The 23207-nt window shown below is 72.1% G+C and carries 25 protein-coding genes; 4 read left to right on the top strand and 21 right to left on the bottom strand.

Translation table 11 applies throughout. The annotated features are described in order from the left end of the window. Window positions 1-21 precede the first annotated feature (21 nt). The 13 genes from trpC to hisF all read right to left on the bottom strand — a co-directional run bounded on the left by trpC (window position 22) and on the right by hisF (window position 11115). Window positions 22-828 (bottom strand): indole-3-glycerol phosphate synthase TrpC, encoded by an 807-nt coding sequence (gene trpC / locus NBW76_RS09180; RefSeq protein ID WP_056555678.1) that lies wholly within the window; start codon window positions 826-828, stop codon window positions 22-24. Between the two features lie 67 nt (window positions 829-895). Beyond that, complete coding sequence (locus tag NBW76_RS09175; protein ID WP_056555676.1) at window positions 896-1330, bottom strand: DUF2752 domain-containing protein; 435 nt, start codon at window positions 1328-1330, stop codon at window positions 896-898. A 25-nt stretch (window positions 1331-1355) separates the two neighbouring features. Beyond that, window positions 1356-1838 carry a hypothetical protein gene (locus NBW76_RS09170; RefSeq protein WP_056555674.1) on the bottom strand — a complete coding sequence of 161 codons (483 nt, stop codon included), beginning with the start codon at window positions 1836-1838 and terminating at the stop codon, window positions 1356-1358. Window positions 1839-1939: 101 nt separating this feature from the next. Next, entirely contained in the window at window positions 1940-2575 is a 636-nt protein-coding gene (locus tag NBW76_RS09165; protein ID WP_056555672.1) for an RDD family protein, read from the bottom strand. A gap of 7 nt (window positions 2576-2582) precedes the next feature. Further along, window positions 2583-2828 (bottom strand): HGxxPAAW family protein, encoded by a 246-nt coding sequence (locus NBW76_RS09160; protein WP_055965834.1) that lies wholly within the window; start codon window positions 2826-2828, stop codon window positions 2583-2585. Between the two features lie 86 nt (window positions 2829-2914). Further along, entirely contained in the window at window positions 2915-3643 is a 729-nt protein-coding gene (locus NBW76_RS09155; RefSeq protein ID WP_055965832.1) for a sugar transferase, read from the bottom strand. Next, on the bottom strand, window positions 3643-4419 hold the full coding sequence (locus NBW76_RS09150) for a hypothetical protein (RefSeq protein ID WP_056555669.1): 777 nt from the start codon (window positions 4417-4419) through the stop codon (window positions 3643-3645). Before NBW76_RS09150 ends, NBW76_RS09155 begins: the two co-directional genes overlap by 1 nt. Beyond that, on the bottom strand, window positions 4416-5606 hold the full coding sequence (locus NBW76_RS09145; RefSeq protein ID WP_056555666.1) for a glycosyltransferase family 4 protein: 1191 nt from the start codon (window positions 5604-5606) through the stop codon (window positions 4416-4418). The genes NBW76_RS09150 and NBW76_RS09145 overlap by 4 nt, the downstream gene beginning before the upstream one ends. A gap of 109 nt (window positions 5607-5715) precedes the next feature. After that, window positions 5716-6282 carry a Trp biosynthesis-associated membrane protein gene (locus NBW76_RS09140; protein WP_056555663.1) on the bottom strand — a complete coding sequence of 189 codons (567 nt, stop codon included), beginning with the start codon at window positions 6280-6282 and terminating at the stop codon, window positions 5716-5718. Further along, the gene (hisI, locus tag NBW76_RS09135; protein WP_056555661.1) at window positions 6279-6617 is read right to left on the bottom strand and encodes a phosphoribosyl-AMP cyclohydrolase; all 339 of its coding nucleotides are present in this window, start codon (window positions 6615-6617) and stop codon (window positions 6279-6281) included. Before hisI ends, NBW76_RS09140 begins: the two co-directional genes overlap by 4 nt. A 19-nt stretch (window positions 6618-6636) precedes the next feature. Then, window positions 6637-8460, bottom strand: coding sequence for an ABC transporter ATP-binding protein (locus NBW76_RS09130; RefSeq protein WP_055965821.1), 1824 nt, complete (start codon window positions 8458-8460; stop codon window positions 6637-6639). Next, window positions 8457-10349 (bottom strand): ABC transporter ATP-binding protein, encoded by a 1893-nt coding sequence (locus NBW76_RS09125; protein WP_369815010.1) that lies wholly within the window; start codon window positions 10347-10349, stop codon window positions 8457-8459. Before NBW76_RS09125 ends, NBW76_RS09130 begins: the two co-directional genes overlap by 4 nt. Further along, window positions 10339-11115, bottom strand: a complete 777-nt coding sequence (gene hisF, locus NBW76_RS09120; RefSeq protein WP_056555658.1) for an imidazole glycerol phosphate synthase subunit HisF — start codon at window positions 11113-11115, stop codon at window positions 10339-10341. Before hisF ends, NBW76_RS09125 begins: the two co-directional genes overlap by 11 nt. Before the next feature lie 38 nt (window positions 11116-11153). Here hisF and NBW76_RS09115 point away from each other — a divergent pair, with 38 nt between their 5' ends. Further along, complete coding sequence (locus tag NBW76_RS09115) at window positions 11154-11495, top strand: hypothetical protein (RefSeq protein ID WP_055965814.1); 342 nt, start codon at window positions 11154-11156, stop codon at window positions 11493-11495. 17 nt (window positions 11496-11512) lie between these two features. Here the strand turns inward: NBW76_RS09115 and NBW76_RS09110 are convergent, their stop codons facing one another. Together NBW76_RS09110 and priA are read right to left on the bottom strand one after the other, a co-directional pair. Next, window positions 11513-12016, bottom strand: a complete 504-nt coding sequence (locus NBW76_RS09110) for a DUF1707 domain-containing protein (protein WP_056555656.1) — start codon at window positions 12014-12016, stop codon at window positions 11513-11515. A gap of 52 nt (window positions 12017-12068) precedes the next feature. Then, entirely contained in the window at window positions 12069-12800 is a 732-nt protein-coding gene (priA, locus tag NBW76_RS09105; protein WP_055965809.1) for a bifunctional 1-(5-phosphoribosyl)-5-((5-phosphoribosylamino)methylideneamino)imidazole-4-carboxamide isomerase/phosphoribosylanthranilate isomerase PriA, read from the bottom strand. Window positions 12801-12859: 59 nt separating this feature from the next. Between priA and NBW76_RS09100 the strand changes: the two genes are divergently transcribed. Continuing rightward, window positions 12860-13597, top strand: a complete 738-nt coding sequence (locus tag NBW76_RS09100; RefSeq protein WP_055965807.1) for a DUF6498-containing protein — start codon at window positions 12860-12862, stop codon at window positions 13595-13597. A gap of 82 nt (window positions 13598-13679) precedes the next feature. Here the strand turns inward: NBW76_RS09100 and hisH are convergent, their stop codons facing one another. The 4 genes from hisH to hisD are packed head-to-tail and all read right to left on the bottom strand — an operon-like array spanning window position 13680 to window position 17366. After that, a complete protein-coding gene (hisH, locus tag NBW76_RS09095) occupies window positions 13680-14342 on the bottom strand; it encodes an imidazole glycerol phosphate synthase subunit HisH (RefSeq protein WP_056555653.1) in 663 nt (220 codons plus the stop codon). Then, entirely contained in the window at window positions 14342-14944 is a 603-nt protein-coding gene (gene hisB, locus NBW76_RS09090; RefSeq protein WP_056555650.1) for an imidazoleglycerol-phosphate dehydratase HisB, read from the bottom strand. The genes hisH and hisB overlap by 1 nt, the downstream gene beginning before the upstream one ends. After that, a complete protein-coding gene (locus NBW76_RS09085; protein ID WP_056555647.1) occupies window positions 14941-16032 on the bottom strand; it encodes a histidinol-phosphate transaminase in 1092 nt (363 codons plus the stop codon). The genes hisB and NBW76_RS09085 overlap by 4 nt, the downstream gene beginning before the upstream one ends. Further along, a complete protein-coding gene (hisD, locus tag NBW76_RS09080; protein WP_056555644.1) occupies window positions 16029-17366 on the bottom strand; it encodes a histidinol dehydrogenase in 1338 nt (445 codons plus the stop codon). The genes NBW76_RS09085 and hisD overlap by 4 nt, the downstream gene beginning before the upstream one ends. A gap of 43 nt (window positions 17367-17409) precedes the next feature. On the opposite strand from hisD, the gene NBW76_RS09075 reads away from it, so the two are divergent. Both NBW76_RS09075 and ybaK read left to right on the top strand, forming a co-directional pair. Then, window positions 17410-18609 carry a benzoate/H(+) symporter BenE family transporter gene (locus NBW76_RS09075; RefSeq protein WP_082480717.1) on the top strand — a complete coding sequence of 400 codons (1200 nt, stop codon included), beginning with the start codon at window positions 17410-17412 and terminating at the stop codon, window positions 18607-18609. Further along, a complete protein-coding gene (gene ybaK / locus NBW76_RS09070) occupies window positions 18587-19075 on the top strand; it encodes a Cys-tRNA(Pro) deacylase (RefSeq protein ID WP_156364838.1) in 489 nt (162 codons plus the stop codon). Before NBW76_RS09075 ends, ybaK begins: the two co-directional genes overlap by 23 nt. On the opposite strand, the gene NBW76_RS09065 is transcribed toward ybaK, so the two are convergent. Together NBW76_RS09065 and dnaE are read right to left on the bottom strand one after the other, a co-directional pair. Next, window positions 19041-19571, bottom strand: a complete 531-nt coding sequence (locus NBW76_RS09065; RefSeq protein WP_055965794.1) for a hypothetical protein — start codon at window positions 19569-19571, stop codon at window positions 19041-19043. The two genes, ybaK and NBW76_RS09065, sit on opposite strands and share 35 nt — an antisense overlap. Then, window positions 19568-23122: a DNA polymerase III subunit alpha gene (gene dnaE, locus NBW76_RS09060; RefSeq protein WP_056555639.1), complete on the bottom strand. Its 3555-nt coding sequence runs from the start codon at window positions 23120-23122 to the stop codon at window positions 19568-19570. The genes NBW76_RS09065 and dnaE overlap by 4 nt, the downstream gene beginning before the upstream one ends. Window positions 23123-23207 lie beyond the last annotated feature (85 nt).

Below are 23207 nucleotides of genomic sequence, written 5' to 3'. Positions count from 1 at the left end.
CGCAGTGGCGTCGTGACCACGTCAGGACCTCTGCTGCAGGGCGGGGTGGGCGCCGGCGGCCACGAGGTCGGCGACCGTGGCCCGCGGGTCGTCGCCCCGTACGAGGGTCTCGCCGACCAGCACCACGTGGGCACCGGCGCGGGCGTACTCGAGCACGTCGTGCGGACCGCGCACGCCGGACTCGGCGACCCGGACCACACCGTCGGGGATCCGTGGGGCCAGACGTTCGAAGGTGTCGCGCTTGACCTCGAGCGTCTTGAGGTCGCGCGCGTTGACGCCGACGAGCTGCGCTCCGGCGTCGAGCGCCCGCTCGACTTCCTCCTCGTCGTGGACCTCCACGAGAGGCGTGAGGCCGATGGACCGGGCGCGCTCGACGAGGCTCACGAGGGCCTCCTGGTCGAGCGCCGCGACGATGAGCAGGGCCATGTCGGCACCGGCGGCGCGGGCCTCCCACAGCTCGTAGGAGGTCGTCATGAAGTCCTTGCGCAGCAGCGGCACGTCGACCTGGGCACGCACCGCGCGCAGGTCGTCGAGGCTGCCGTCGAAGCGGCGCTGCTCGGTGAGCACGCTGATGGCGGCCGCTCCGCCGGCGGCGTAGTCGCAGGCGAGCGCGGCGGGGTCCTTGATCGCGGCGAGCGCGCCCTTGCTCGGGCTGGAGCGCTTGACCTCGGCGATGACGCTCACGCCGTCGGCCCGGAACGCCGGCATCGGGTCGAGCGCCGGGGGCTGGCGCAGCGCCTGCTCCTTGAGCTGGTCGAGCGAGCACGTGGCCTGACGTGCGACGCGGTCGGCCGCGACGCCCTCGAGGATGTCGTCGAGCACGGTCATGGCCACCTCCTCGTCGTCGGCACTTCTCCTGCCCTCCAGGGTAGACCGCACCGACCCCGCGGGTCGGTCAGGGTCCGAGCACTCCCCCTGCAGGGGTCCACCGCACGAGGGTGAAGACCACGACGACCACGCCCACGACGAGGAGCAACGTCGACGAGACACCCGTCGACGTGGTGGTGGCGCCGGGGCCCGAGACGCGGGCCGGCCCCCTCCCGGCGGCTCGGACGGCCCACCGCGTCCAGGCGACCGCCGCGAGGAGCACCAGCCCGACCGCGAGCGCGTTCTGGGCCAGCGCCGCACCCACGTCGCCGTGGAGCAGGTCGTGCGTGGCACGCAGCCCACCGCACCCCGCGCAGGGCAGACCCGTCGCTGCGAGGAACGGACAGGCGCCGAAGGCGCCCGGGACGTGCGGGTCCCGCACCGCCACCACCCCCAGCAGGACTGCTCCGGCCAGGCCACCCCACAGGGGGCCCGACCGGAGCAGGTCGCGTGCCTGCGTCACGAGGAACCGGGTCTCGCCGCGGAGATCAGGCCTTCTTGAAGTAGGCGTTGGACTCCGGTCGGAACAGCAGGAAGACGGTGGCGATCGTCAGCAGGGTGCTGATGATCGACAGGACCAGCAGCAGCGCAGGCTGGTTGCCCAGGCCCATCAGGCCGAAGAGCACGCCGATGACGCCCAGCACGGTGTAGACGATGCGCGCCCAGTTGGCGCCCTTGCCGATGAAGTAGGCGAACATCGCGGCGAGGGCGACGCCGATGACGACGCCGATGACGAGACTGATCATCACGCCGGCGCGAGCGGCGTCGCGGTCCAGGGTCGTTCCGGAACCGGCGCTCTCGATGGCCTGGTCCACCAGGTCGTCGATCATCGTGAAGGTCAGGACGGTCGAGATCAGGCTGAGGCCGACGCTGACCCAGATCAGCTTGACGGCGTTCTGCACCGACGCCGGGGCCGGACCCTTGGCGTCGGGACGGTACTCGGGCTCGGGGCTTGCGGGGAACGGCTCCATGGGTCCTCTTCCGGTCGGGCCGGGTGTCGCCCCGGCTCGTGTCCATCCAAGCGTGGACTGGGCAGAACGTCCAACGTCCGGCCGCGCGGCGTGTCCCGACGTCAGCGACGCACGGGGTAGGTGTTGATCGCCTTGTCGTGCACGGTCTGCTTGCGCTCGTCCCACAGGGGCCAGAGCAGGTCGACGAGCAGGCCGATGAAGGTCCACTGCAGCAGACCGGCGACGAGCCACCGGAAGAATCCCTCGAGGGCGCCGACCGGTGCGCCGTCACGTCCGACGACGTGCACGCCCACCAGCTGCTTGCCGAGGCTCTGTCCGCGGTACCCGACCCTCAGACCTCGGTTCCACAGGTCGAACCCGAGGTACAGGACGAACCCGAGCCCGACGACCACGAGTCCCCACGGGTTGGTGTTCGTGAACTCGTCGGTGACCTCGTCGTAGTCGGCGTCGACGAAGAGCAGCACGAACCCGCCGACGATCGGCACGATCGACAGCGCCAGCACGATGAGTCCGTCGACGAACGACGCGAGCACGCGGATCCACCACCCCGCGGGCTCCTCCGGGACCGAGCGGTCCGCCTGGCCAGGGAAGGCCGGCGCGCCAGGCTGGACGCCCGCACGGACGTCCGGCTGCGCGGGCGGCGACCAGGGCGTGCCGTGCGTCGGGCCGGCACCGCCGGGCTGCTGCTCCCCCGGGTAGCTCGGGTAACGGGGCCCCTGGGGCACGTCGGGGCTCATGGGAGCGTCAGTCGGTCGTCGCGCGGTGCTCGTCGACGCCGTGCGGCCGGTCACCGTGGCCGGGTGCGCGCTCGGCGCCCAGACCCATGCGCGACATGATCAGGCCGATCGGACCCGCGGCGACCGCGAGCACGACACCGATCGTGAAGGGCACCCAGTGCGGCTCGGGGATCAGAGCGATCCCGCCGATGGTGAAGCCTGCGAGGCAGACCAGGACGGCGGTCCAGGACGCGGGCGACGATCCGTGCGACATGCAGCTCTCTCTCCTGCGAGGGGGACGACGGGCGACAGCCTACCGGGGCGCATCGGCGTCGGCCGGTGCGCCCCGGAGGGCGTCGCTCAGGACGGCTGCGACCGTGCGAGCACCGAGGACGCGGGAGCGGGCGCCAGGACGGCGGCGCTGCGGGGGCGGCCGGAGTGACGCGCGATCAGGTCCATCACGTCGCGGCGGCCGAGCTGCTTGCCGATGCCGAGGACCCCGAAGATCGTCGCGGCCAGGATCACGACGTCGAGCTTCGCCTGGTAGCCGTTGAGGCAGGCGCGGCAGTAGGCCGCCTCCAGCTCGAGGCGCTCGCCGTCGGTGAGCGCCTCGCGGCCGACGAGCTGGGCCGGGCCGGTCAGGCCGGCACGCGTCAGGAACCGGTCGGAGACCTGCGGGTACTCCTCGCGGAGGCAGTCGATGACGTTCTGCGGCAGCGGACGGTTGCCCACCACGCTCATGTCGCCGCGCAGGACGTGCCAGAGCTGCGGCAGCTCGGTGAGCGCGAAGCGCTCCACGAAGCGACCGATCCGGGTGTAGAGCGGTGAGTCGGCCGGGATGTTGAGGAAGCGGGTGTCGGACGCGACCGGCACGGTCTCACGGTTCACGAGCTTGTCGGCGTTGCGCACCATCGTGCGGAACTTGGTCAGCAGCACGACCTCGTCGACGCTCACCCGGCGGCGTGACCGGTAGAACACCGGGCGCCCCTCCGACACGAGGACGGCCAGGGCCACCGTGAGGACGACCGGGACCCAGACGACGGCTCCGGCCACGGTCAGCAGCAGGTCGAGCGAACGCTTCTTCCACATCAGGAGGTCTCCTTGGTGCCGACAAGCTCGAGGGGTGGGTCGATCCGCCCGGGCAGAGCGCCCGAGACGACGAGTGAGAGGGACCGCACGAGCAGCCACAGACGGGCGTCCAGGCCCACGACGCGGCGACGCCCGGCTCGCGCTGCCCGGTCCTGCAGGCATCGCTCGACGCGGACCGCGAGGCCGGAGAAACCGGCGTGGAGGCGGTGCCAAGGACGGGTGCGCTCGCCGCCGGCGACGAGACGTCCCGGGTAGAGGACGTCGAGGCGCGCGGCGGGGTGCTCGGCGACGAGTGTTACGAGCGCCTGCTCCACCAGGGACTTGAAGCCCCCGTAGTAGCGCCGGTCGGCCGTGGGTGCCAGCGCCACGACGGAGGACACGAGGACGAGCCGGACCGGACGACCGGCCGCCGCGTCCAGCACCCGGCGCAGGAAGGCGAGGTCGCGCTCCGTCGCCGCGGTGTCACCCACGAGGTCCACCGGCCCCGGGTGCACCGGTCCGAGCGCGCAGACCGCGACGTCCACGGACTCGACGTCACGGAGCAGCGTGGCGAGCTCGTCGCCGGCCACGTCGACCACGTCGGCTCCGGCGGCCCGCAGGGCCGCCGCGTCGGTCGCGCCACGCGAGACGGAGAGCACCGGCCCGCCGTGCCGGTCGGCCAGCTCACGGCCCGTGCGGGTCAACGGTCCGACGACGACCAGCGGCACGCCGGTGGGCCGCGACACGTCACGCACCCCGACGTCGAGACCGGTGACGGCCCGCGTCGCGGCACTCATCGCGCGCTCCGCAGCAGCACGGACTCGAAGCGGTCGGCGCACGAGGCCAGGGAGAACTCCTGCTCGGCGAGGTCGCGCGCCTCGGCACCGACGTCGTCGCGACGTCCGGGCTCGCCCAGGAGCTGGTCGACCCACGCGGCCGCTGCCGGGAGCGAGGCGGCGTCGGGTCGGCCGACGTGCCCGCCCGCCCGGCGCACCAGCCCGGAGGCGGCGTTCTCCTCGGGCATCAGTCCCACCACGGGACGACCGGCGCACAGGTAGGACAGCGTCTTGGACGGGACGGAGAACGCGCCCGCCTGCTGGTCGAGCAGGACCACGAGCACGTCGCCGCTGGCCAGCACCTCCGGGAGCCGGTCGTAGGGCTGGAACGGCAGCAGCGTGAGCGGGACGTCGAGCGCGGCGGCCTCGGCCCGCAGGACCGGGACGGCGGGCCCCTCGTTCACGACGACCAGCCGGACCTCACGGCCGCGCTCGCGCACCGCGGCGGTGAGCTGGACCAGCAGCGCGGGGTCGTGCTTGAGCCCGAGGGTCCCCGAGTACAGGATCGTGTCGACGTCGTCGAGCTCGTTCTCGACCGCCCAGTCGTTCTTGCGCGGACAGGGCACGATCTCGTCGAGCGGGGCCCAGTTCGCGATGACCGTCACCTTGGCGGCCGTGCCCCATCCCGCGTGCACGGGCACGAAGGACTCGGCGATGACGACGATCTCGCGGGCGCGGCGCGACGTCCACCGCTCGGCGACCTCGAAGCCGACCGCCACCGCACGGAAGGAGCGTGAGAGCTTCGCGCCGGCGAAGGACCGCACCGCCACGGAGTACACGTCCTGGTGCCAGAGCACCCACGGCTGGCGCAGCACGAGCATCGCGGCCGCGAAGACCACCAGGGTCGGGATCTGGACGTTGGACATGAGGGCGACGTCGGGACGGACGCGTCGGACGTGGCGGACCAGCTCGAACCCCAGCCTCAGCTCGAGGAGCAGACGATGGACGAAGCGGCTCTTGTCGAACACGATGCCGTCGCCCACGGTCTCGAAGGTGATCGACTCGCCCTCCGCGGACTCGAGTCGACCCTTGCCCGAGACGTAGGCGTTGCAGGTGGAGTGGGTGACGTCGTGGCCACGCCGCGCGAGCTCCCGGCTCAGCTGGGCCTGGAAGGGATGCCCGCTGAAGTCGTGCACGAGTACGCGCATCGGACCTCCAACCGTCGTCACCGCTCGTCGGTGTCGAAGATCTCAACGACGGGTGCACCCGGGAGTTACGAGTCCTCCAGGTGAATTCAGGACTTTCGTCCCGCATGGCTCAGAGCGTGGGGTCGCGTCCCTCGTCGAGCGCCTTCCACGGGTCGTCGTCGACGCGTGAGCGCGACGGCGCGTCGTACCGGCCGCTCATGGCGGGCCACGACCTGCCGTGCCGGACGGTCACGGCACCGAGGCCGGTCGCGAGCAGGAACCCCGCGGCCGCGACGTAGGACCACGACGACCTCGAGACGGCTCCGAGGTCCTGGCCCGTGAAGGCCGGGGACTGCTCGGCGGCCGAGGACAACGACGCGTCGACGTCGGCCGCCGAGACCAGGCACACGGCAGCACCGCCGAGTCCGAGCACGACGACGAAGAGACCGACGACGAGCCGCCCGCGCCCGCGGGTCGCGAGCACGGCGAGCGCGGCGGTGACCACGACGACGGCCAGGGCGGCGGCCAGCGGGGCGACGTCGCGGCCCGTGACCACGATCGTGTCGGGCGGCAGGCCCGTCGGGGCCAGCCGGGTGCTGGCCCAGGTGCGGCCGAGTGCCAACCAGGTGAGCCCACCCACCGCCAGCAGGCCGAGCACCACCGGCGCGTACAGACGCCGCCCGGACGCAGCCGTCACAGCAACCGGTCCGCGTCGAAGCAGGTGGTCGCGCCGGTGTGGCAGGCCGGACCCTCCTGGTCGACCACGACGAGCAGCGTGTCGCCGTCGCAGTCGAGGCGCACCTCGCGCACGGCCTGGGTGTGGCCGGAGGTCTCGCCCTTGACCCAGTACTCCTGGCGGCTGCGGCTCCAGTAGGTGCCCCGGCCGGTCGTGAGGGTGCGGTGCAGCGCCTCGTCGTCCATCCACCCGACCATGAGGACGTCGCGCGTGCCGGCGTCCTGCACCACGGCGGGGACCAGCCCCGCGGGATCGCGCTTGAGCCGGGCGGCCACGGCTGGGTCGAGTGAGGTCACGGTGCCATCCTCCCAGAGGTCACTCGGCCGCCGGCACGATCCCGAGCGAGGCCTGCGCCACCCAGCTGGCGTGCAGGCGGGCGTACACGCCCCCGGCGTCGACCAGCTCGTCGTGCGACCCGTCCTCGACGAGGCGGCCTGCGTCGAACACCAGCACGCGGTCGGCGTTCTCCGCCGTGCTGAGCCGGTGCGCGATCGTGACGCTCGTGCGTCCCTCGAGCAGGGTCTCCAGCGCACGCGTGGCACGCAGCTCGGTCTGCGGGTCGACCGCACTCGTGGCCTCGTCGAGCACGAGGAAGTCGGGGTCGGCCAGGGCCGAGCGCACCAGCGCGACGAGCTGGCGCTCCCCCGCCGACAGCGACTCGCCCCTCTGCCCCACGCGTGTGTCCAACCCGTGCGGCAGCCCCGCGAACCAGTCGGTGAGGCCGAGGTCGTCGACCGCGGCGACGAGCTCGACGTCCGTCGCGTCGTCGCGCCCGTACAGCAGGTTCTCGCGCAACGTCGCGTCGAACAGGAAGCCCTCCTGGGGGACCATGAGCACGTGGCGCCGCAGCTCGTCGAAGGAGACCCGCGCGATGTCGGTGTCGCCGAGCCGCACCGTCCCGCGCACCGGGTCCATGAGGCGGGTGAGCAGCTTGGCGAAGGTCGTCTTGCCCGAGCCCGTCTCGCCCACCACCGCCACGCGCTGGCGCGGCTGGATCGTGACGTCGACGTCGCTGAGCACCTCCGGGCCGTCGGGGTAGGCGAACGCGACGTGCTCGAACCGGGCGCCGAGCACCTCGTCGGGCAGACCGACCCCGTCGGGACCGGGGTCGACCACGTCGGCCGGGGTGTCGAGCAGCTCGATGACCCGCCGCCACGAGGCGATGGCGTTCTGCGCCTCGGTCAGGACCTGCGTGGCCATCTGCGCGGGCCCCACGAGCAGACCGACGAGGAACGCGAACGCGATGACGGTCCCCATCGACAGGCCACCGGCCACGCCGAGGACCACTCCGACGGCCACGGCACCGGCGTTCGCGAGCCCGCCCACGAGGCCGGCGGAGGCGAACGTGACCGCCACGAGCTTCTGGGCGCGGACGTTGGCGTCGAGGTTGCGCTGGATGCCCGCGTCGACCCTGGCCTGCGTGCGGTCCTCGATGGCGTGCGCCTTGACCACGGAGGCACCGACGACCGGCTCGGCCACGACGGCGAGCATCTCGCCGACGGTCCGGCGCACGGTGTCGTAGGCGCGGCTCAGCCGTGCGGCGAAGTACTTCAGGCTGGCCGCGAGCGGGAGGAAGCACAGCCAGACGACGAGGGTCAGCTGCCAGGAGTAGAACGCCATGATGACCGTCGCGACGAGCATCTGGCCGAGGCTGATGACGATCATGATGCCGGTGAACTGCAGGAACAGGGACACCTGGTCGATGTCGGACGTCACCCGCGAGACGAGGACGCCCCGGCGCTCGGCGTTCTGCGTGAGCATCGAGAGGTCGTGCACGTGGCGGAACGCCGTGACACGCAGCTCGGCGAGGCCGCGCTCGCTCGCCACGAACAGGCGCACGCGCATCCAGTAGGCGACGACCGCCGTCAGCAGGACGAGCACGAGCGCGCCGAGCAGGTAGGGACCGATGGCGGACAGGGTCGTCTCTCCCCCGTCACCCAGCCCCGAGTCCACCGTGCGCTGGATGACCACGGGCACCACCGAGCCGCCCACCGTGCTCAGCACGGCGAGCAGCAGCGTGAGTCCCAGGCCGTCCTTGATGGCCGGCGACAGCGCGAGGCCGCGGCGCACGATCTCGCGACCGGACGCCCGGACGGTGGTGACGCCCGGCAGGCTCACCTCGGTGCTCGTGGCGGTCATGCCTGTGCCTCCCTCGCCTGGTCGTACGCGTCGACGAGGTCGCGGTAGACCGCCGACCCCGCCATGAGCTCGGCGTGGGTGCCACGCTCGGCCACCCGTCCGCCGTCGAGCAGCACGACCTCGTCGGCCAGGGCGATGGTGGCCTTGCGGTACGCCACGACGAGGACCGTCGGCCCGCCCCCGTCGGCCGTGCGATCGGCCAGGGCGCGCAGGATGCGCTGCTCGACCTCGGGGTCCACGGCGCTCGTGGCGTCGTCCATGACCAGCAGCCGGGGCCGCCGCACGAGGGCGCGCGCCAGGGCGAGGCGTTGGCGCTGCCCGCCGGACAGGGTGGTCCCGCGCTCACCGAGCTGAGTGTCGAGCCCCGCGGGCAGGCGGGCGACGAAGCCGTCGGCCTGGACGGTCCGCAGCGCCTCCCAGACGTCGGCGTCGTCGACGTCGGCCCCGAGCGTGACGTTCTCACGGACGGAGTCGTCGAACAGGAAGGTGGTCTGCGGGACCACGGCGACCGCGTCGGCCAGGGCCCGGTGGGTGAGGCCCGCGACGTCGTGACCGTCGAGCTCGACCGTGCCGGAGCGCGGGTCGACGAGGCGCGAGAGCAGGGTCGTGAGGGTGCTCTTGCCGCTGCCGGTGGCACCGACGAGGGCCGTGACGGACCCCCGCGGCACGTGCAGCTCGACGCCGTCGAGGACGTCGTCGCCCTCGCCCGACTGCACGGCGTCGTCGAACTGGTAGGAGACTCCCCGCAGGTCGAGGTCGACCGCACCTGCGCCCGGCAGGGTGGCGGTGCCGTAGGTCATGGACCCCGACGCCTGCAGCACGCTCTCGACACGGTCCCAGCCGACGACGCTGCGGGGCAGCTCGCCGAGCACCCAGCCGATGGCACGCACCGGGAAGGCGACCACGGTGAACAGGTAGGCCACCTGCACGACGTCGCCGGGCTCGGCGGCACCGCTGGCCACGCGGCCGACGCCCAGGACGATCACGGCGAGGATGCCGAGGTTCGGCAGGGCCTCCAGCAACGGGTCGAAGATGCTGCGGATCTTCCCGACCTCGATGTTGGCGTCGCGCAGCTCCTCGGTGGACCGGGCGAAGCGGGCGGTCTCGTCGGCCTCGCGACCGAGCGACTTCACCACCAGCGCGCCGTCGAAGGACTCGTGGGCCACGGCGCTCAGGTCGCCGCGCAGGGCCTGGGCGTGCGCGACCTTGGGCGAGAGCCAGCGCTGGTAGAACACGTTGATGCCGAACAGGGCCGGGAACACCACGAGGCCCACGAGCGTGAGCACCCAGTCGGCCTCGAGCATCGCCACGAGAGCGGCTGCGAGCATGGCGATGACGCCGACCGCCATCGGCAGCGGCATGAAGACCGCCCACGTGGCCTCGACGTCGGCGTTGGCGTTGGAGAGCAGCTGGCCGGTGGGGTGGCGGTGGTGCCACGACATCGGGAGGGCGAGGTACTGACGGGTGACCTTGCGGCGGTAGGTGGCGACCAGGCGGTAGTAGACGATGCCGCCGATGAGCCGCCGCGCGATGACGCCGAGCGCCCGCAGCACGGCCACGCCGAGGAACAGGGCGATCGAGGTCCAGAGGGCGCCCTGCAGCACCTCGCCCTGCTCGAAGGACGGCCGGATGACGTTGTCGGTCGCCCACCCGAGCACCCAGGCGTCGGCGACGGTCATCGCGCCGAAGAGCACGCTGCCCACGACCGAGATCGCGAACAGCGCCTTCTGCTCGCCGATGCCGCGTCCGAGCAGGCCGAATCCGCGGCGCATGATCCGGTCGGGCTGGGCCGATCCGAGCTGGCCCGATCCCGTCGGTACCGCCTCGGTCCGGGCTGCCTCGGCCTCGACCGCCTCGGCCTGGGCCGGCCTGGGGGCGCTACCTGACACGGTGTCCCGCTGCTCGCAAGGTCTCTTTCACCTGTCCGATGGTCAGCTCGCCGAAGTGGAACACACTCGCGGCGAGCACGGCGTCGGCACCGGCCTCGACCGCAGGAGCGAAGTGCTCGAGCCGTCCGGCGCCACCACTGGCGATCAGTGGCACCTGTGTAACGCCGCGGACCGCCCGAATCATTTCCAGGTCGAAGCCCTGCTTCGTCCCGTCGGCGTCCATCGAGTTGAGCAGCACCTCGCCGACGCCCAGCTCGTCGGCCTGGCGGACCCACTCCACGGCGTCGATCCCGGCGCTTCGCCGGCCGCCGTGCGTGGTGACCTCGAACCCGCTGGGCTGGGCGCCCTCGCCCGACGTCGGGGCACGTCGCGCGTCGACGCTGAGGACGAGCACCTGGTTGCCGAACCGCTGGGCGATCTCGGCGATCACCTCGGGGCGCGCGATGGCCGCGGTGTTGATGCCGACCTTGTCGGCGCCCGCGCGCAGCAGCCGGTCGACGTCGTCGACGGTGCGCACTCCCCCGCCGACGGTGAGCGGGATGAAGACCTGCTCGGCCGTGCTGCTCACGATGTCGAACGTGGTCGCGCGGTCCCCGCTGGAGGCCGTGATGTCGAGGAAGGTGAGCTCGTCGGCGCCCTCGGCGTCGTAGACCCGTGCCATCTCGACCGGGTCGCCCGCATCGACCAGGTCGACGAAGTTGACGCCCTTCACGACGCGCCCCGCGTCGACGTCGAGGCAGGGGATGACACGCACGGCGAGACTCACCCGCCGAGCCTATCGGCGCCCCCGTCTAGGCTCCCGCCGTGGCCACCACCTACCAGTGCTTCTTCTGCCGGGCGACGATCGACATCACCTCCGACGAGGCCATGGTCGTGAACGTGCACCGTCGGATCGACGAGGACGAGTGGGGTGACGACTGGTTCGTCGACAGCGCGAAGGACACCTTCCGCTTCTGCTCGCAGGCTCACCTGGCCCAGTACATGCAGCAGTACCCGCTGCCCCCGCCGAACATGGGCGTCGACGCCGACGACGACGAGTGGACCCTCGGCGACACCGTGGGGTGCGCCGTGGTCGTCCTGGTGCTGGTGGCTCTCCTCGCCGGGTCCGTCTACGGGCTGGTCACCCTGGTCTCCGACCTGCTCTGAGACCGCCGGACGAGTCGTCAGCGCTCGAGCCCGCGGCGCTTCCTGGCGATCTTCTCCTCGAGCTCCTCGACCCGCTGCTCTCGGTTGAGGTGGTGCATGAACCAGCCGAACCCGATGCCGAGGCTCGGGAAGACCGGCCAGAAGAAGAGCAGCTCGCCCGATCCCGCGCTCGTGGCCGCCCAGATCCCGGTGGTCAGCGCGGTGACACCGATCCAGCCGTTGCGGGAGTCGCGCGACTCACGCCGGAACTTCTCCTCCGCCTCGGTGCGGGCGGAGCGCGCCGTACCGGCGGGGCGTCGCTCAGCGACCAGGTCCGAGAGCAGGGGCACGACGTCCGCCACCACGAGCACCCCGAGGGCGCCCTCGACGCGACGTTCGTACTCCGCACGGTCGAGCCGGCCCTCGGCGTACGCGTCGCGCAGCACGCCGAGCACGACGTCGCGGTCGGCGTCGCTGGCGCGCAAGGTCGCGGCCGCCGGCGTGCTCGGGTCGGCGCTCAGCCGGTCCCACTCCCCTGTCATGGGCCCAGCGTGCCACGGCCCAGGAGCTGGGCGCCGGACGTCGTGGACCTGCTCAGCGACCGCGCGTGAGGGCGAGCGCGTCCTCGAGCGTGAACTGGCCGGTGTACAGGGCGGTGCCGGCGATCGCGCCCTCGACCCCGATGTCGACCAGACCCATGAGCGCCTCGACGTCGGCCAGCGTGGTCACGCCGCCGGACGCCACCACCGGGCGGTCGGTGCGCGAGCACACGTCGCGCAGGAGGTCGAGGTTCGGACCCTGCAGCATGCCGTCCTTGTTGACGTCGGTGACGACGTAGCGAGCGCAGCCCTCGCCGTCGAGCCGCTCGAGCGTCTCGTACAGGTCGCCACCGTCGCGGGTCCACCCGCGCGCGGCGAGGGTCGTGCCGCGGACGTCGAGCCCGATGGCCACCCGGTCGCCCCACTCGGCGATCGCTCGCGCGCACCACTCGGGGTGCTCGAGCGCGGCCGTGCCGATGTTCACGCGCCGGCACCCGGCGGCCATGGCGGCGGCGAGCGACTCGTCGTCGCGCATGCCGCCGGACATCTCGACGTCGATGTCGAGCGTGCCGACGATCCGGGCCAGCAGGTCACGGTTGTGGCCGTGCCCGAAGGCGGCGTCGAGGTCGACCAGGTGGATCCACTCCGCGCCGGCGGACTGCCAGCGCAGCGCCGCCTCGACGGGGTCGCCGAACCGCTTCTCCGAGCCGTCGACCCCCTGGACGAGCTGCACGGCCTGGCCGCCCTTGACGTCGACGGCGGGCAGCAGCTGCAGGTAGTCACTCACGGGGCCGATCGTATCGGCGGTCCTCGGCCGCGGGGATCGCGGCGTCGTAGGGTGTCGCCGTGCCGCTGCTGCTCCGCCTGCTGGGTCTGGGATCGGTCGCGCGCGCCGGGTCGCAGCTGCCCCCGGGCCTGCCGCGTGTCGTCTCGTCCGTGCTGCTCGTGGTGGCCAACCTCGTGCCCGTCTGGGGCGTGCTGCGCGGCGACCTCGGCGTCGGCGACGTGTTCGTCCTGTACTGGATCGAGAACGTGGCCGTCTGGCTCGTCACGATCGTCAAGATCGCCACGGCCCGGGCGAAGGACGACGCAGCGAGGCTGACCATGACCCTGAACGGCCGACGCGTGGAGCCGGACCCGCGCGTCATGGCGGGCTTCTTCGCCTTCCACTACGGCCTCTTCACCCTCGTGCACGGCGTGTTCGCCTTCGTGCTGGCCTTCGCGACCGGCGGGTTCACCGGCAGCGCGGGCTTCTGGGTCCTCTCGGTGCTGGTGCTGGTCTGGAGCCACGTGCTGTCGCTCGCGCTGCACTGGTTCGGCCGCGACGAGCGTGCGCGCGCCACCCCGTCGCGCACGATGCTGCTCCCCTACCCGCGGATGGTCGTGCTGCACCTGTCGGTGATCGGGGCGTTCTTCCTGCTGGGTGGTCCCGACGGCCGTCCCGCGGAGGCGATCGGACCCGTCGTCCTGCTCTGCGGCCTCAAGACGCTCGTCGACCTGGGCTTCCACCTGCGCGAGCACCGATCCTCGCCGCCGGCCGACCCCGTGGCGCTCGAGCCACGGTCGGGCCCGGGCCAGCGGTAGGCCTAGCACCCCACCAGCACCCGATTCGGTGCGACACCTACCTCCGACGGCCGGATTCGGTGCGACACCTACCTCTGACGGGTCAGAGGGTGGCGAGCCAGTTCTCGAGCAGGCGGCGGCCGGCGTCGCCGGACTTCTCGGGGTGGAACTGCGTGGCCCAGAGCGGACCGTTCTCGACGGCGGAGACGAAGCGGTCTCCCCCGTACTCGGTCCAGGTGACCTGCGGCGCGCGGAACGACGTGCCCTCGACGTCGAGCTCCCAGCGCCGCACGCCGTAGGAGTGCACGAAGTAGAACCGCTCCCCCTCGAGACCGGCGAACATCCGGGAGCCCTCGGGCGGCTCGACCGTGTCCCAGCCCATGTGCGGGACGATCGGCGCCTGGAGACGCTCCACGACGCCGGGCCACTCCCTGCACCCGGTCGTCCGGACACCGTGCTCGATGCCCTCGCCGAACAGGATCTGCATGCCCACGCAGATGCCCAGCACCGGCCGACCGGCGATGAGCCGGCGCTCGATGATCCGTTCGCCGTCGACCTCCAGCAGGCCGGCCATGCACGCCGCGAACGCGCCGACGCCCGGCACGAGCAGTCCGTCGGCGGTCTCGGCCACCGCAGGGTCCGACGTCAGCGTGACGTCCGCCCCCGCGCGCTCGACGGCGCGCACCGCCGACCGGAGGTTGCCCGATCCGTAGTCGAGGACCGCGACCGTGGGTCGCCCCGCGACCGGCGCCGTGCCGTCTGTCACTACAGCGCGCCCTTGGTCGACGGGATGCCCGTCTCCCGAGGGTCGGGCTCGATCGCCTCACGGAGCGCGCGGGCCAGCGCCTTGAACTGGCACTCGGCGATGTGGTGCGGGTCGCGGCCGGCGAGCAGCGTCATGTGAAGCGTCAGCCCCGCGTGGTGCGCGATCGACTCGAGCACGTGCGACGTGAGGGACCCGGAGTACTGGCCACCGATCACGACCGTGATCTGGCGCTCCGGCTCGCCCGCGTGCACGAAGTAGGGCCGCCCGGACACGTCGACCGTGCAGGTGGCGATCGCCTCGTCGAGGGGGATCGTGGCCGTGCCGTACCGACGGATGCCGGCATTGTCGCCGAGCGCCTCGCGCAGCGCGTCGCCGATGGCGATCGCGGTGTCCTCGACGGTGTGGTGGGCGTCGATGTGCAGGTCGCCCTCGGTCTTGACGGTGAGGTCGACCAGCGAGTGCCGGGCGAGGGCGGTGAGCATGTGGTCGTAGAAGCCGACACCCGTCGAGATGTCGTGCTTGCCGGTGCCGTCGAGGTCGAGCTCGACGACGACGTGCGACTCCGAGGTCTTCCGCTCGATGCGTGCTGTTCTGCTGCTCACGAGGTGACCTCCTTCAAGGCCGTGAAGAACGCGTCCATCTCGGACGGCGTCCCGATGGAGACGCGCAGCCATCCTAGGGGGCCCGTTTCGCGGATCAGGACCCCGCGGTCCACCAGCGCCTGCCACGTGGCGTGCCGGTCGTCGAACGGACCGAACAGGATGAAGTTGGCGTCCGAGTCGGCCACCGTGAAGCGGTGCTCCCGGAGCCGGGCAGCCGTCGCGTCGCGCGTGGCGCGCAGGGCGTCGACCTGGGCCAACAGCTCGTCGGTGTGGCGCAGCGCCGCCTCCGCCGTGGCCTGGGTGACCGACGACAGGTGGTACGGCAGCCGCACGATGCGCAGCGCGTCGACGACGTCGGCGTGCGCGGCCAGGTAGCCCAGACGCCCGCCGGCGAGCGCGAAGGCCTTGCTCATGGTGCGCGTGACGACGAGCCGCGGGAACTCCTCGAGCAGCTCGAGCGCCGACGGCGTGCCCTCGCGGCGGAACTCGGCGTAGGCCTCGTCGACCACGACGAGACCGGGCGCGGCCTCGAGCACGGCCCGCGTGTGCGCAGGGTCCAGCGCGGTGCCGGTGGGGTTGTTGGGCGAGGTCAGGAACACGACGTCGGGCCGCTCGGCCTCGATGAGCGCGACCGCGGCCGCCGCGTCGATCCCGAAGTCCTCGCGGCGCTGCCCGGCCACCCACCTCGTGTGGGTGTTGCGCGCGTACTCGGGGTACATCGAGTACGTGGGGGCGAAGGAGAGCGCCGTGCGGCCGGGTCCGCCGAAGGCCTGCAGGATCTGCTGCATGACCTCGTTGGAGCCGTTGGCCGCCCACACCCGCGAGGCGTCGAGGTCCGCCGCCGGCACCTCGGCCGTGAGGTAGGCGGCGAGGGCCGTCCGCAGCGACCACGCCTCACGATCGGGGTACCGGTTGAGCCCGAGCGCGGCGGCACGCACCGACGCGGCGATGTCGTCGGCGGCGGCCTCGCTGGGCCCGTAGGGGTTCTCGTTGGTGTTGAGGCGCACGGGCACGTCGATCTGCGGCGCGCCGTACGGCTCCTCGTCCCGGAGCTCCTCGCGCACCGGGACCCAGTCGGGGACGCTCACTCGGCGCGCCCCGGCAGGGGTGCCGGGCCCTGGGCGGCAGACGATCCCGTACGGATCCCGACGGCGGCACCGTGCGACGGCAGGTCCTCGGCAGCCGCGAGCACCTCGACGTGGTGGCCGACCTTGCGCAGGGCCTGCTCGGTGTAGGTGACGACGTGCACGTTCTTGCAGAAGGCGCGCACCGACAGTCCCGACGAGTGGCAGGCGCAGCCCGCCGTGGGCAGCACGTGGTTCGACCCGGCGGCGTAGTCGCCGAGGGACACCGGCGTCCAGGCGCCGACGAAGATCGCACCGGCGTTGACGATGCGGGCGGCGACGGCCGCCGAGTCGGCGGTCTGGATCTCCAGGTGCTCGGCCGCGTACGCGTTCGCGACGTCGACCGCCTGGTCCAGGTCGTCGACGAGCACGATGGCGGACTGCCGGCCGGCCAGCGACGTGGTGATGCGCTCCGCGTGCGTGGCGGTGGGGACCTGGCGCTCCAGCTCGGCGGTGACCGCGTCGGCGAGGGCGTCGCTGGGCGTCACGAGGACGCTCGCGGCCATCGGGTCGTGCTCGGACTGGCTGATCATGTCGGCCGCCACGAACGCGGGATCGGCCGTGTCGTCGGCGATCACGGCGATCTCGGTGGGCCCGGCCTCGGAGTCGATCGCCACGGTGCCCTGGAGGTAGCGCTTGGCCGCGGCCACGTAGATGTTGCCCGGACCGGTCACGAGGTCCACGGGCTGCACGGAGCCACCGGTGGCGACGCTGCCGTAAGCGAGCAGCGCGAGCGCCTGCGCTCCGCCGGCGGCGTACACCTCGTCGATGCCGAGAAGGGCGCACGCCGCGAGGATCGTGGGGTGCGGGAGCCCGCCGAACTCCGACTGCGGGGGCGACGTGAGCGCGATGGACCCGACGCCCGCGACCTGCGCCGGCACCGTGTTCATGACGACGGTGCTGACCAGCGGTGCGAGCCCGCCGGGCACGTAGAGGCCGACGCGCTGCATGGGCACGATCCGCCGCTCGACGGTCGCACCCTCGGCCACGGTCGTGACGACGGTCTGCTCCAGCTCGGCCTCGCACGTCACGCGCAGCCGGGCGACGGACTCCTCCAGACCCGCCCGGATCGCCGGGTCGAGCTCGGCGAGAGCGGCGGCCAGGTGCTCCGGAGCCACCCGCAGCGACGCCGGGCGCACACCGTCGAAGCGTTCGCCGTACTCGAGGACGGCCTCCTCGCCGCGGGCTCGGACGTCCTCGCACAAGGGCGCCACCACCTCCAGCGCGTGCTCGACGTCCTGCTGCGCACGGGGCAGCTCGGCGGTCGGGTCGAGGCGGAGGTCGAGGCGTCTGATCACGCACCGATTCTAGGGACCACCCCTGCGCCTAGGATCGGGCCCCGTGACGTCACGCGACCTGCAGCAGCCCGTCGTGGCCGGCGTCGTGACCGCGATCGTCGGCTTCACGTCCTCGTTCGCCGTCGTGCTGGCGGGTCTGCGCGCCGTCGGCGCCTCGCCCGACGAGGCCGCGAGCGGGCTGTTCGCCCTCACCGTGGCGTTCGGACTGCTCATGTCGGGCCTCGCCCTGTGGACACGGCTGCCGGTCACGCTGGCCTGGTCGACCCCGGGTGCCGCCCTGCTGGTGAGCACCGGCCCCGTGGCCGGCGGATGGCCCGCCGCCGTGGGTGCGTTCGTGCTCACCGGCGTGCTCCTGGCCCTGACCGGCCTCGTGCCGTGGCTCGGCCGGCTGGCGGCTGCCATCCCCGTCCCGCTGGCCCAGGCGATGCTCGCCGGCGTGCTGCTCCAGCTCTGCCTCGCCCCCTTCACGGCGTTCGCGGCGTCGCCCTGGGCGGTCGGCCCGGTGATCGTCGTGTGGCTGCTGGGCACCCGGTGGGCGACCCGGTGGGCCGTCCCGCTGGCCCTGCTCACGGCCCTCGTCGTCATCGCCGTCTCGCTCGTCGACAGGGGGACCACGCTGGAGGCCGCGTCGCTGCTCCCCCGTCTCGAGCCCACGGCACCCGTGCTCACGGTCGCGTCCGTCGTCGGCATCGCGCTCCCGCTGACCGTCGTGACCCTGGCGTCGCAGAACATCCCGGGCGTCGCGGTGATGCGCAGCTTCGGCTACACCGTCCCGTGGCGCGCCTCGATGGTGACGACCGGCGCGGGAACCGGGGTCGCTGCGGTCTTCGGCGGTCACGCGATCAACCTCGCCGCCATCTCGGCCGCGCTCGCCGCCGGTGAGCAGGCCGGTGACCGGTCCCGCCGGTGGGTGGCCGCGTTCGTCGCGGGGCTCACCGCGCTGGTCCTGGCGTTCACCTCGGGCGCCCTCGTGGCCGTCACCGAGAAGGCGCCGGCCGGCATCGTCGAGACGGTGGCCGGGCTCGCACTGCTGTCCACCTTCGCCGCGTCGATCGTCGCGGCCCTGCAGGACGCGCACGGGCGGACGAGCGCCGCGGTCACGTTCCTGGTCGCCGCCTCGGGGCTGCAGCTGCTCGGCGTCGGGGCAGCGTTCTGGGCGCTGGTCGTCGGCCTGCTGGTCCGGTCGACCATCGAGCGGCCACCGCACGAGGAGGAGCCCCGTGGTGAGACCGACGAAGCCTGAGGCCACGCCGGCCCTGGCCGCCGTGCGACGTGCCGGCGTGGAGCACCGCGTGCACCGCTACGAGCACGATCCGCGTGCCACCTCGTACGGGCTCGAGGCCGCCGAGGCCCTCGGCGTGGAGCCGGCGCGGATCTTCAAGACCCTCCTGGCGGACGTCGACGGCGAGCTGGCCGTGGGCGTCGTGCCCGTGACCGCCCAGCTCGACCTCAAGGCCCTGGCGGCGGCCCTCGGGCACAAGCGCGCCCAGATGGCCGACCCGCAGCGCGCCGAGAAGGCCACCGGCTACGTGCTGGGCGGCATCTCCCCGCTCGGCCAACGACGTCGGCTCCGCACGGCGATCGACGCGTCGGTGCTGGACTGGGACACCGTGCACGTGTCCGCGGGCCGACGGGGGCTCGAGGTCGAGCTGGCACCGACGGACCTGGTGCGGCTCACCGCAGCGACGCTGGGTCCGCTGGCACGCTGACGCGGGAACGACGCCCGGTGGCCCACGTGATGAGCAGCAGGCCGAGCAGACCGGCGATCGGCCACACGAGGAACGAGGCGAGGGCGTCGACCGCCGGCTGAGCCGGGATGAGGTCGCCGATCTGCGGGTCCGTCGTCGCCGCCGGGTCGCCCGGTCCCAGCCAGAGACCCACGCGCCACGTGACGACCGACGCCAGGAGGGTGCCGGCGACGACGATCGGTGCCAGGACCCAGCCGAGGCGACGCAGCACGAAGCCCACCACGACCGCCCACACCAGGCTCAGTGCGGCCCCGATCGCCACGAACAGCAGCTCGACGCCGACCTGCAGGCCGGAGGCCTCCTCGGTGAGGACGATCCCCTGCTCGGTGACGAGCCACTCCGGCGGACGGGAGAGCCCGATCCACAGCGCACCCGCGCCGACCGAGACCAGGAGCAGGACGAGGACCGCCAGCACGGCTCGCCCGATCGCGCCGCGGGCACCGTGGCCCCCGCTCACCCCAGACAATGTGGCCCCAGGAGCTCCTTGAGGTCGGCGATGAGCGACGAGGACGGCTTGACCCGCAGCCCGTCGTCGAGCCGCATGACCTTGGTGGTGCCGGTGCCGACGAGGCGCAGGTGCACCTCGGTCATGCCCGGGTGGTTGCCGAGCACCTGCTTGAACCTGCCGATCGTGTCGCTCGTGCACCGCGCCACCGGCAGGGTGACGACCACGGGGGCGTCGGACTGTCCGCCCGAGCCCATGGCCGGCAACGTCACCTCGAGCGCGTTCAGCTCGATGCTGTCGTCCTTGCGGCGCAGGCGACCCTTGACGACCACGACGGTGTCGGGCACCAGCACCGGCGCAGCGAGGTTGTAGGCGCCGGGGAAGACCATCACGTCGACGCTGCCGTCGAGGTCCTCGACGGTCACGAGGGCCCACGTGTCGCCCTTCTTGCTGAGCCGGCGCTGCACGGCCGTGATGAGACCGCACACGCGCACGGTGGTGCCGTCGGGTCGTTCGGCGTCGGCGATGAGGTCGCCGATCGAGCAGTCGCTGCTGGCCTTGAGCACGTGCTCCAGACCGGCGAGCGGGTGGTCGGAGACGTACAGACCCAGCATGTCGCGCTCGAACGCGAGCAGCTGGGTCTTCTCCCACTCAGGCATCTGCGGGACCGCGACCGTGACGCCGGTGAACGCGTCGTCCATGCCCCCGAACAGGGAGTCCTGGCCGATGGCGGCGTTGCGCTTGAGGTCGATGTACTGGTCGACGGCGTCCTCGGCGATGGTCGTCAACGCCCGCCGCCGGTGGCCGAGGGAGTCGAAGGCGCCGGCCTTGATGAGCGAGTCGAGCACGCGCTTGTTGCACACGTGGGTGGGGACCTTGTCGAGGAAGTCGGTGAAGTCGGTGTAGGGGCCGTTCTCCTCGCGACCGGCCACGATCCCGGCCACCACGTTCTCGCCGACGTTGCGGATCGCGCCGAGCCCGAATCGGATGTCCTCCCCGACGGAGGCGAAGTTGGAGACCGAGTCGTTGACGTCGGGCGGCAGGACCTGGATGCCGAGCCGTCGGCACTCGGCGAGGTAGATGGCCGACTTGTCCTTGTCGCCGCGGGTGCTGGTGAGCAGCGCCGCCATGTACTCGGCCGGGTAGTTGGCCTTGAGGTAGGCCGTCCAGTAGGAGATGACGCCGTAGGCGGCCGAGTGCGCCTTGTTGAAGGCGTAGTCGGAGAAGGGCAGCAGGATCTCCCACAGCGCCGTGATGGCCGGCTGGGAGTAGCCCCGCTCGAGCATGCCGGCCTGGAACCCGGCGTACTGCTTGTCGAGCTCCTCCTTCTTCTTCTTGCCCATGGCACGCCGCAGGTTGTCGGCCTGGCCGAGGCTGAAGCCCGCCAGCACCTGGGCGATCTCCATCACCTGCTCCTGGTAGACGATGAGGCCGTAGGTCTCCCCCAGGACGTCCTTGAGCGGCTCCTCCAGCTCGGGGTGGATGGGCTCGATGCTCTCGCGACCGTTCTTGCGCCGGGCGTACTTGTTGTGCGAGTCCGCACCCATCGGGCCGGGACGGTAGAGCGCGCCCACGGCCGAGATGTCCTCGAACTTGTCCGGACGCATGCTGCGCAGCAGGGCACGCATGGGACCACCGTCGAGCTGGAACACGCCGAGCGTGTCGCCCCGCGACAGCAGGTCGTAGGTGGCCGGGTCGTCGAAGGTCAGGTCCTCGAGCACGACCTCCTCGCCGCGGTTGGCCCTGATGTTGATGAGCGCGTCGTCGAGGACGGTGAGGTTGCGCAGCCCCAGGAAGTCCATCTTGACCAGCCCGAGCGCCTCGCACATCGGGTAGTCGAACTGCGTGATGATCGCGCCGTCCTGCTCGCGCCGCATGATCGGCACGATGTCGATGAGCGGCTCGCTGCTCATGATCACGCCGGCGGCGTGCACGCCCCAGTTGCGGATCTGGCCCTCGAGCCCGAGCGCCGTGTCGTAGATCTTGCGGACCTCGGCGTCGCTCTCGTGGAGGTCGCGGAACTCCTTGCCGTCGTTGTAGCGCTTGTGCTGGGGGTCGAACAGCTGCTTGAGGGGCACGCCCTTGCCCATGATGTCGGCCGGCAGCGCCTTGGTGATCCGCTCGCCCATGTTGAACGGGTAGTCGAGCACGCGGTTGGCGTCCTTGATGGCGGCCTTGGCCTTGAGCCGGCCGAAGGTGGCGATGTAGGCCACGCGGTCGTTGCCGTACTTGTCGCTGACGTAGCGGATGACCTCGCTGCGACGACGCTCGTCGAAGTCGATGTCGAAGTCGGGCATCGACGGACGCTCGGGGTTGAGGAACCGCTCGAAGATGAGGCCGTGCGTGAGGGGGCAGAGGTCGGTGATGCGCAGCGCGTACGCGGCGATCGAGCCGGCGCCCGAGCCACGGCCGGGACCGACGCGGATGCCGTTGTCCTTCGACCAGTTGATGAAGTCGGCGACCACGAGGTAGTAGCCGCAGTACCCCTTGGTCTTGATGACCTCGAGCTCCATCTCGACCCGGTCGCGCACGGCTTGGGTGAGGGCGTCGCCCGGGTAGCGGGCCTCGATGCCGCGCCAGACCTCCTGGACGAACCAGCTCTCCTCGGTCTCGCCCGCCGGCACGTCGGCCCGGGCCATGTAGCCGCCGTTGGACTCGGTGAACTCCACGTCGCAGCGCTCGGCGATGAGGAGCGTGTTGTCGCACGCCTCCTTCATGTCGAAGCGGTCCTCCCACAGCTCGCGCATCTCGGCCGCGGACTTCACGTAGTAGCCGCCGCCGTCGAACTTGAGCCGCTTGGGATCGGCGACGGACTTGCCCGACGCGACGCAGATCAGCGCGTCGTGCGCGGCGGCGTCCTCGGGGTGCGTGTAGTGGCAGTCGTTGGTCGCGACGGGCGGCAGGCCCAGCTGCTTGCCCAGCCGCAGGAGGTCGTCGCGGACCTCCTTCTCGATGGGGATGCCGTGGTCCATCAGCTCGAGGAAGAAGTTGCCCTTGCCGAAGATGTCCTGGAAGTCGGCAGCGGCCTGGACCGCCTCGTCGTACTGACCGAGGCGGAGCCGCGTCTGCACCTCGCCCGACGGACACCCCGTGGTGGCGATGAGCCCCGTGCCGTAGCGCTGCAGGAGGTCGCGATCGGCGCGCGGCTTGTAGTAGTAGCCCTCCAGGCTGGACAGCGACGACAGCCGGAACAGGTTGTGCATGCCCTCCGTGGTGGAGGCGAGCATGGTCATGTGCGTGTAGGCGCCACCACCGGCGACGTCCTTGCCGCCCTCCTCCTCGTCACCGCTGACACCACGGCCCCACTTGACCTTGCGCCGCTCGCTGCGGTGGGTGCCCGGCGTCAGGTAGGCCTCGAGCCCGATGATCGGCTTGACGCCGTGCGACCGGGCCTTGGACCAGAAGTCGTAGGCGCCGTGCACGTTGCCGTGGTCCGTCATCGCGATGGCCGGCATCCCGAGCGACGCGGTGCGCTCGAACATGCCGTCGAGCAACGCGTGACCGTCGAGCATCGAGTACTCCGTGTGGTTGTGCAGGTGCACGAAGGACGAGTCGCTCGGCATCGGGTGATGCGCCTCCAGACATGGCGGACGGACGGCCCCGAGGGGCGGAGGAGGGGAAGGACCTCAGCCTACGTGACCCTCCCGA

This window comes from Aeromicrobium sp. Leaf245, from assembly GCF_942548115.1.
In the GTDB taxonomy this organism is placed as follows: domain Bacteria; phylum Actinomycetota; class Actinomycetes; order Propionibacteriales; family Nocardioidaceae; genus Aeromicrobium.
Note: the sequence above shows the minus strand (reverse complement) of the source record. Positions and strands in the feature narration are given on the sequence as shown.